This window comes from Streptomyces sp. SID14436, from assembly GCF_010548465.1.
Classification (GTDB): domain Bacteria; phylum Actinomycetota; class Actinomycetes; order Streptomycetales; family Streptomycetaceae; genus Streptomyces.
In genome coordinates, this window is record NZ_JAAGMD010000201.1 from 1 (window position 1) to 8,561 (window position 8,561).

Below are 8,561 nucleotides of genomic sequence, written 5' to 3' on the forward strand. Positions count from 1 at the left end.
TCACCGCCTCGGCTTCGGCGGTCGTGCGCCCGCCGTCGGTCGTCACCGCCTCGGCCCCCGTGGTCGTGCGCCCGCCCTCGGTCGTCACCGCCCCGGCTTCGGTGGTCGTGCGCCGACCCTCGGCCGGCGCGGCCTCGGCTCCGGACGTCGTCCGCCCGGCGCCGGCCGTGGCCCGTTCGTCCCCGGTCGCCGCCCGCCCCTTCCCGGGCGTCGGCTCCTGGTCGTGCGTCAGCGCCTCGTCGGGCTTCCCGGTCTGGTCCGGCACGCGTCATCCCCAGCTTTCGGCACGCGATTGACAAACGCGAGTGGTCACTCGCATTCTTGTGAAACGCGAGCGATCTCTCGTGTTTGCCAGTCTATGGCAACGGCACAGCCATGCCGCCTGCCCGTATGCACCGCGTGGACCGCCAGGGCCCGGGGCGCCGGGGGGTGTGGGGCACGGTTCACGGTGAAGGGGACACCGCAGGATGACCGAAGTCAACGATCCGTCGCGCGTCGGAGGCTGGACCCGCCTGGTCACGGCCCGCCCGAGGCTCGCCCTGCTGGCCGGGCTGGTGCTCACGGTCCTCGCGGTGCTGGCCGGCAGCGGGGTCGCCGACCGCATGGGCAGCGGCGGCTGGGAGGACCCGGACGCCGAGTCCACCTACGCCACCCGCGCCCTGGAGGAGGCGTTCCCCCACTCCCAGCCCAACCTCCTGCTGCTCGTCGACGCCGGGGACGCCTCGGTCGACGACCCGGCCGTCGCCGCCGAGGCCGCCCGGCTGACCGAACGCCTGGCGGGCGAGCCCGGCATCACCGGCGTCGGCTCCTACTGGCAGACCCGCTCGCCCGCGCTGCGCGCCGAGGACGGCCACGAAGCGCTGATCGCCGCCCGCATCACGGGCGACGAGACGACGATGAACGAGACGCTGGAGCGCATAGCGCCGTCCTTCCGGGGCGAGCAGGGCGCCGTGGAGGTCGGCATCGGCGGCCCGGTCGCCGTGCGGCACGAGATGCAGACGATCATCCAGGAGGACCTGCTGCGGGCCGAGCTCATCGCCCTGCCGGTCACGCTCGTGCTGCTGGTGATGGTCTTCGGCAGCGCCGTCGCCGCCCTGCTCCCGCTCGGCATCGGCATCGTCGCGATCCTCGGCACCAACGCGGTCCTGCGCGGCCTCACCGAGATCACCGACGTCTCCGTCTTCGCGATGAACCTCACCACCGCGCTCGGCCTCGGCCTGGCGATCGACTACGCCCTGTTCATCGTCCGCCGCTTCCGTGAGGAACTCTCCTCGGGCGCCGACCCCCGGACCGCCGTCGGCACCACCCTGCGCACCGCCGGGCGCACCGTGCTCTTCTCCGCCCTCACGGTCGCGGTGTCGCTCGCGGCCATGCTGCTCTTCCCGCAGTACTTCCTGCGCTCCTTCGCCTACGCCGGGATCGCCGTGGTGCTGCTGGCCGCGGCGGCGGCCCTGATCCTGCTGCCCGCCGCCCTCGTCCTCCTCGGCCACCGGGTCGACGCGTACGACCTGCGGCGCCTGTTCCGGCGCCGGCGCGCGACGCGGCCGAAGCGGGAGGAGGGCGCCGCCTGGGGCCGCGCGGCGACGGTGGTGATGCGCCGCGCCCCGTTCTTCGCCCTCGGCACCACGGCCGTGCTGATCCTGCTCGGGCTGCCCTTCCTGGGCGTGAAGTTCGGCACCGCCGACGACCGCCAGCTGCCCGCCACCGCCGAGTCCCACGTCGTGCAGCAGCACATCCGCGACGGCTTCCCCGGCAGCCCGGGCGGCGGACTCGAAGTGCTCGCCGAGGGCCCCGCGACCCAGGCCCAGTACGCCGCCTACAAGGAGCGCGTCGCCGCGCTGCCCGAGGTGGTCCGCGTCGACGGGCCGCTGGTCGAGGGCGACACCGCCTACTTCACCGTGCTGCCCGAGGGCGAGGCCGTCGACGACCCGGCTCAGGACCTGGTGGGCGACCTGCGCGCCCTGGAGGCTCCCTTCGACACCAAGGTCACCGGCGCGGCGGCCGTACTCGTCGACTCCAAGGACGCCATCGCCGAGCAACTGCCCGCGGCGGCCGTCTTCATCGTCGTCGTCACGCTCCTGCTGGTGTTCCTGCTCACCGGCAGCGTGCTCATACCGGTCCAGGCCGTGGTGCTCAACGCGCTCAGCCTGACCGCCATGTTCGGCGCCGTGGTGTGGGTCTTCCAGGACGGCCACCTCTCCGGCCTGCTCGGCTTCACCACCCCCGGCAACATCGAGACGACGCTGCCCGTCCTGATGTTCTGCGTTGCCTTCGGCCTCTCCATGGACTACGGCGTGTTCCTGCTCTCCCGCGTCAAGGAGGAGTACGACCGCTCCGGCGACCACGAGCGGGCCGTCCGCCACGGCCTCCAGCGCACCGGCGGGCTGATCACCGCGGCGGCGGTCATCCTCGCGGTGGTCATGGTCGCGATCGGCACCTCGCGGGTGACCAACACCAAGATGCTGGGCCTGGGCATCGCCCTGGCGGTGCTGATGGACGCGATGATCGTCCGGAGCCTCCTCGTCCCCTCCGTCATGCGCCTCACCGGGCGCGCGACCTGGTGGGCGCCGGGACCGCTGCGCCGGTTCCACACCCGGTTCGGCCTGAGCGAGGGCGAGTCCGCGCCCACGCAGGCCGGCCCCGCGACCACCGCGACCACCGCGGCCACGACGGCCACGACGGGCGGCGGGGCGGAGGACGGCCAGGGCGAGCACGCCGACACCGACACCGACGCCGGCACCGACGCCGGCACCGGCGAAGGCGCCCGTGCCGGGGCCGCGCGCGACGCGGTGAGGAGTCGCGGATAGCGTTCCGCCGACAGCGCGGTGTTCGCCGGAGGCGGGGCACCGGGCGCGCCCACCGCGCCCCGGCCCCCGCCCCGGCGCGGACGGAAGGCGGGCGGCCATGCGGGCGGTGGTGTTCGAGCGGTACGGGGGACCGGCCGCGGTGCGGCAGGTCCCCGACCCGGAGCCGGCCGGACACGGAGTCGTCGTGCGCGTCGAGGCCACCGGTCTGTGCCGCAGCGACTGGCACGGCTGGCAGGGCCACGACCCGGACATCGCCCTGCCCCACGTACCGGGCCACGAACTCGCCGGTGTCGTCGAGACGGTCGGCGACCGGGTCACCGGATGGCGCCCGGGGGACCGGGTCACGGTGCCGTTCGTCTGCGCCTGCGGCAGCTGCGCCGCGTGCGCGGCGGGGGACCAGCAGGTGTGCGAGCGGCAGACCCAGCCCGGCTTCACCCACTGGGGTTCCTTCGCGGAGTTCGTGGCCCTGGACCACGCCGACGTCAACCTGGTCGCCGTCCCCGAGGACATGTCCTTCGCGACGGCCGCCTCCCTCGGCTGCCGGTTCGCCACCGCCTACCGCGCGGTCGTGCAGCAGGGCCGGGTCGCGGCGGGCGAGTGGGTCGCCGTCCACGGCTGCGGCGGCGTCGGCCTGTCCGCTGTGATGATCGCGGCGGCGTCCGGGGCGCGCGTCGTCGCCGTGGACGTGGCACCGGGGGCGCTGGAGATGGCCCGGCGGTTCGGCGCGGCGGAATGCCTCGACGCCTCGTCGGCCGACGACCCGGCCGAAGCGGTCCGCGACCTCACCGGCGGCGGTGCCCACCTCTCTCTGGACGCCCTCGGCTCCCCCGCCACCTGCGCGGCCTCGGTGAACGGCCTGCGCCGCCGGGGACGGCACGTGCAGGTGGGCCTGCTGCCCTCGGCCACCGGCACCACCCCGGTCCCCATGGCCCGCGCCATCGCCCTCGAACTGGAACTCCTCGGCAGCCACGGCATGGCCGCGCACAGCTATCCGCCGATGCTGGAGCTGGTCCGCGCCGGGCGGCTGCGCCCCGACCTGCTGGTCACCCGGACGATCGGCCTGGACGCCGCCCCGGCCGCCCTCGCGGCCCTGGACCGGGCCCCGGGCCCCGGCGTCACCGTCATCGCACCCTGGATGCCGACCCCGACGCCGACCCCGACCCCGATGCCGACCCCGACGCCGACCCCGACGCCGACGCCGACCCCGACGCCGACGCCGACGCCGACGCCGACCCCGACGGGGACGCCGACCCCGACGGGGACGCCGACGCAGCCCACTCCCGGTCCAGCATTGCCATGATCACCTCGTCGACCCATTCCCCGTCCCGCCATTGCGCCTCCCGCCGGACGCCCTCCACCACGAAACCGGCCTTCTCGTACGCGCGCAGCGCGCGCGGGTTGTTGCCGTAGGCCTCCAGCTGGACGCGGTGCAGCCCCAGCTGCTCGAAGCCGTGCCCGACGATCAGCCGGGTGGCCTCGGTGCCCAGCCCCCGCCCCCGGCCGCGCGGCCCGATCAGGGTGCGGAAGGTGCAGCTGCGGGCGTCCGCGTCCCACTCGTTGAGGACGACCTCGCCGACCAGCTCGCCGGTGGCGCGGTCGGTGACGGCGAGATCCAGCCGGTCCGGCTGCGCGGACCGGGAGGCGTACCAGGAGCGCACCTTGGCGGGCGTGAGGTCGGTCGACCCGTCGAAGGTGAAGCGCACCACCTCGGGGTCCTGGAGGATCTCCCACATGGTGTCCGCGTCGGCGGCGGTGAACGGGCGGAGCACGGTGCGCTCCCCGGTGAGCGTGGGTTTCACGGCGAAACTCATGGGCAGCACTGTGCCCCACCACGCGGGTGGGGCACAGCGGATTTCAGCGGCGGTCGGCCCCAGCGGCCCCGGTCAGCCTTGCGGCCCCGGTCGGCCCCGGTCGGCCCGTGCGGCCCCGGTCAGCCTCTGCGGCCCCGGTTGCCGGGCCGGGAGGCCACCCAGGTGCGGACCGTGTCCGCGTACCAGTAGGGCTTGCCCGCCTCGACGTGGTCCGGCGGGGGCAGCAGGCCGTGCTTGCGGTAGGAGCGCACGGTGTCCGGCTGCACCTTGATGTGGGCCGCGATGTCCTTGTACGACCACAGCCGTCGGTCGGTCATGAATGGCACCTCCCCGCGCGCACCGCGGCGGCGGCCGAGGAGCGGCCGTCAGGGGGAGCCGGGTGCTGCGCTGGCGATCATCAAGCGTTGTGCCCGGTCAACGACGCCGACCGGAGTCGGGGTGGGGGCTGTGCTCCGGGTGTGACGGAAGACCCGCGTACACGAGACATGCGTGACACAACCGGGGCTTTTGTGACAGGCGTGACGCAATGGCGTACGCCGGTCGGGTCGGCGGGGCGCGTTGACACCGAGCCCGCACTCCCCCTTCACGCAGGAGCCGGTCAGCCCTGTGACCAGGCAGTCGTCCCCGCCGAAGGGCCCGGCCGAACACGCGGGCGACGCGAAATCGTCAGTATGTCCGGACAAAACATTGACAGGGCGTCGTACCGCGGATAGAAACCCCGGAGAGCCGTGCGGTACCGCGCCCGCATCCCCCGGGCACCGATCGCCTCCGGCGCGAACGGCCCCTTCGCTTTGGCAGGAGTGAAGAGGCGTGCGAAGACTCCCCGCCCGCCAAGGCCACGCGCCGGAGGTCCCGGCTCTCCACCCGGACGACCGGGCCCCGTGGGGCGGAGCGGCGCACGGCCGGGGCGCGCCGCACATGTGTCTACACGAGGACCGCAACGGCCGACACTGTGTCGGGAGCGCCGCCCGGCCGCACCTGCTGGGATGGAAGCGTGCCCGGCCGCGGCACGGCGGGCGCTCCGCCCGGCCGCCGCGGCGCACGGCACGCGAGCTGTACACCCGGCACGTCCCACCCCGACGCCGCCCCATGCGTAAGGAGTTCTCGGTCATGACGAAGATCGTCAACCACTGGATCGGCGGGAAGACCGCCGAAGGCGCCTCGGGTACCCACGGGCCGGTGACGAATCCGGCGACCGGCGAGGTCACCACGAAGGTCGCGTACGCCTCCGTCGAGGAGGTCGACGCGGCGGTCGCCGCCGCGAAGGACGCCTACCGGTCGTGGAGCCAGTCGTCGCTGGCCACCCGGACCTCGATCCTGTTCCGGTTCCGCGCGCTGGTCGACGCGCACCGCGACGAGATCGCCGAGCTGATCACCGCCGAGCACGGCAAGGTGCACTCCGACGCCCTCGGCGAGGTCGCCCGCGGGCTGGAGATCGTCGACCTGGCCTGCGGCATCAACGTGCAGCTCAAGGGCGAGCTGTCCACTCAGGTCGCCAGCCGCGTCGACGTGGCCTCCATCCGCCAGCCGCTCGGCGTGGTGGCCGGCATCACCCCGTTCAACTTCCCGGCCATGGTGCCGATGTGGATGTTCCCGCTGGCCATCGCCTGCGGCAACACCTTCGTCCTGAAGCCCTCGGAGAAGGACCCGTCGGCCGCGGTCCGGCTCGCCGAGCTGATGGCCGAGGCCGGGCTCCCCGACGGCGTCTTCAACGTCGTCCACGGCGACAAGCTGGCCGTCGACCGCCTCCTGACCCACCCCGACGTCAAGGCCGTGTCCTTCGTCGGCTCCACCCCGATCGCTCGCTACATCCACACCACGGCCTCGGCCAACGGCAAGCGCGTCCAGGCCCTCGGCGGCGCCAAGAACCACATGCTGGTGCTGCCCGACGCCGACCTCGACGCGGCGGCCGACGCGGTCGTCTCGGCGGCCTACGGCTCCGCCGGCGAGCGCTGCATGGCGATCTCCGCGGTCGTCGCCGTCGGCGCGATCGGCGACACCCTGGTCGAGAAGATCCGCGAGCGCGCCGAGAAGATCAAGATCGGTCCCGGCGACGACCCCACGTCCGAGATGGGCCCCCTCATCACCAAGGTCCACCGCGACAAGGTCGCCTCCTACGTGGAGAACGCCGCCGCCGAGGGCGCCGAGGTCGTCCTGGACGGCACCGGTCACACCGTCGACGGCTACGAGGACGGCCACTGGATCGGCATCTCCCTCCTCGACAAGGTGCCGACCTCCGCCAAGGCCTACCAGGACGAGATCTTCGGCCCGGTCCTGTGCGTCCTGCGCACCGAGACCTACGAGGAGGCCGTCGACCTGATCAACGCCTCCCCGTACGGCAACGGCACCGCGATCTTCACCCGGGACGGCGGCGCCGCCCGCCGCTTCCAGCTGGAGGTGGAGGCGGGCATGGTCGGCGTGAACGTGCCGATCCCGGTCCCCGTCGGCTACCACAGCTTCGGCGGCTGGAAGGACTCCCTCTTCGGCGACCACCACATCTACGGCAACGACGGCACGCACTTCTACACCCGCGGCAAGGTCGTCACCACCCGCTGGCCCGACCCGGCCGACGCCCCGGCCGGCGTGGACCTGGGCTTCCCGCGCAACCACTGACCGTCCGTCCGTCCCTCCGTCCGTCCGTCCCTCCGTCTGTCTGTCCGTCCGGACCGGTACCCGCGGGCCGGAGCCGTGCTCACCGCACACGGCTCCGGCCCGCGGTGCGTTCCGTCCGCCTCCTGCGTCCGCGCCCCCGCCCGACGGCCCGGCAGCCGTCCCGGACCGCCGGTAGGGGTGTGTTGCCGCTCCGATCCGCAGGGGGCGGCAGGGGCACGGCCATTCGATGTGTTGATCCGATCAATTGGGCGAAAAATGGCATGTCGCCACGTCTTCACCCTTTCTTCACCTGGACGCTGTGGCGGGCGGAACTCCGACCGGATGTCGGGGCACCGCCGGACCTCGGCCGGGCGAGCGCCCGGCCGTCAGCCACAGTCAAGGAGTGAGCGTGAGCATGCGCTTTGCGAAGAGGCGGGGCGGGACGCTGGTGGCCGCGGCCGTCGCCGCGATCGCCGCCGCGACCCTGCTGGGAGCGGCCCCCGCTTCCGCGGACGGCAGCCCGAACGGCAACGGGAACGGCAACGGGAACGGGAACGGGACCAGCGCGGACCACTGGGGTGTGATCACCCGCAACACGATCGGCTCGCCCGTCGCCGAGCTCAGGAACGGCCCGTTCGGCTCGTTCGGCGTGACAGGCCCGGCCGCCCGGCCGCCCTACGGGACGGGCAGCCTGGGGATCGAGGTGGCGGACAACTCCACCACGCTGAACCCGCCCAGCGAGAAGGTCGACTTCGGCAACGAGGTCGACTTCTTCGGCGACCGGATCCGCGACCTGCGGAACCTCGGCTTCCATGTCTTCCAGACCGGTGAGAACGTCACCTACGGCGGCCCGGAGAACATGCCGAACATCCGGTTCGAGATCGACCCGAACCTGAGCGCCCTCCCGGCCGACAACTACTCGACCATGGTGTGGGTGCCGGACGCGGCGCCGGTGACCAACCGCTGGAGCCCGTTCCTGGACGCCACGACCACCGGTTACTGGTACCTGACGGGCAACGAGACCGCGTGCACCCAGGCCGCCCGGTGCACCTTCGCCGAGCTGAAGGCCTCGCTCGACGACGGGGGCGAGGAGGCGACCGTCCTCACCGCCGCCGTCGGCAAGGGACGTGACCACATGTGGATCGGGGCCGTCGACGGCCTGCGCATCAACAACCGGGTCTACGACTTCGAGGAGGACGGGGTCCGGGAGCGTCGCGTCGGCTGACGCGGCCCTCGGGTGACGACGGCGTGAGCCCCGGACCGGCCGACCGCGGTCCGGGGCTCCGTCGTCCCCGCACCCGCACCCGCGCCCCGCCACCCCGCGCCCCGCCACCCCGCGCCCGCAGCGCCA

Annotated in this window: 5 protein-coding genes and 2 pseudogenes; 4 read left to right on the forward strand and 3 right to left on the reverse strand. The window is 73.6% G+C overall.

The features are described from left to right. Positions 1 to 265 (reverse strand): annotated as a pseudogene (locus tag G3I53_RS07225) (hypothetical protein); the annotation flags it as partial. 202 nt (positions 266 to 467) lie between these two features. On the opposite strand from G3I53_RS07225, the gene G3I53_RS07230 reads away from it, so the two are divergent. Then, entirely contained in the window at positions 468 to 2,807 is a 2,340-nt protein-coding gene (locus tag G3I53_RS07230; RefSeq protein WP_164438143.1) for an MMPL family transporter, read from the forward strand. Positions 2,808 to 2,904: 97 nt separating this feature from the next. Continuing rightward, positions 2,905 to 4,107, forward strand: a complete 1,203-nt coding sequence (locus tag G3I53_RS07235) for a zinc-dependent alcohol dehydrogenase family protein (RefSeq protein WP_239063635.1) — start codon at positions 2,905 to 2,907, stop codon at positions 4,105 to 4,107. Here G3I53_RS07235 and G3I53_RS07240 read toward each other — a convergent pair. Together G3I53_RS07240 and G3I53_RS07245 are read right to left on the reverse strand one after the other, a co-directional pair. Next, a pseudogene (locus G3I53_RS07240) lies at positions 4,076 to 4,618 on the reverse strand (GNAT family protein); the annotation flags it as partial. The gene G3I53_RS07235 and the pseudogene G3I53_RS07240 sit on opposite strands and share 32 nt — an antisense overlap. A gap of 119 nt (positions 4,619 to 4,737) precedes the next feature. Beyond that, positions 4,738 to 4,935 carry a MerR family transcriptional regulator gene (locus G3I53_RS07245; RefSeq protein ID WP_164333846.1) on the reverse strand — a complete coding sequence of 66 codons (198 nt, stop codon included), beginning with the start codon at positions 4,933 to 4,935 and terminating at the stop codon, positions 4,738 to 4,740. 793 nt (positions 4,936 to 5,728) lie between these two features. Here G3I53_RS07245 and mmsA point away from each other — a divergent pair. Then, positions 5,729 to 7,231 (forward strand): CoA-acylating methylmalonate-semialdehyde dehydrogenase, encoded by a 1,503-nt coding sequence (gene mmsA, locus G3I53_RS07250; RefSeq protein ID WP_164333847.1) that lies wholly within the window; start codon positions 5,729 to 5,731, stop codon positions 7,229 to 7,231. Between the two features lie 394 nt (positions 7,232 to 7,625). Next, a complete protein-coding gene (locus G3I53_RS07255; RefSeq protein ID WP_164333849.1) occupies positions 7,626 to 8,435 on the forward strand; it encodes a hypothetical protein in 810 nt (269 codons plus the stop codon). Positions 8,436 to 8,561: the final 126 nt, after the last annotated feature.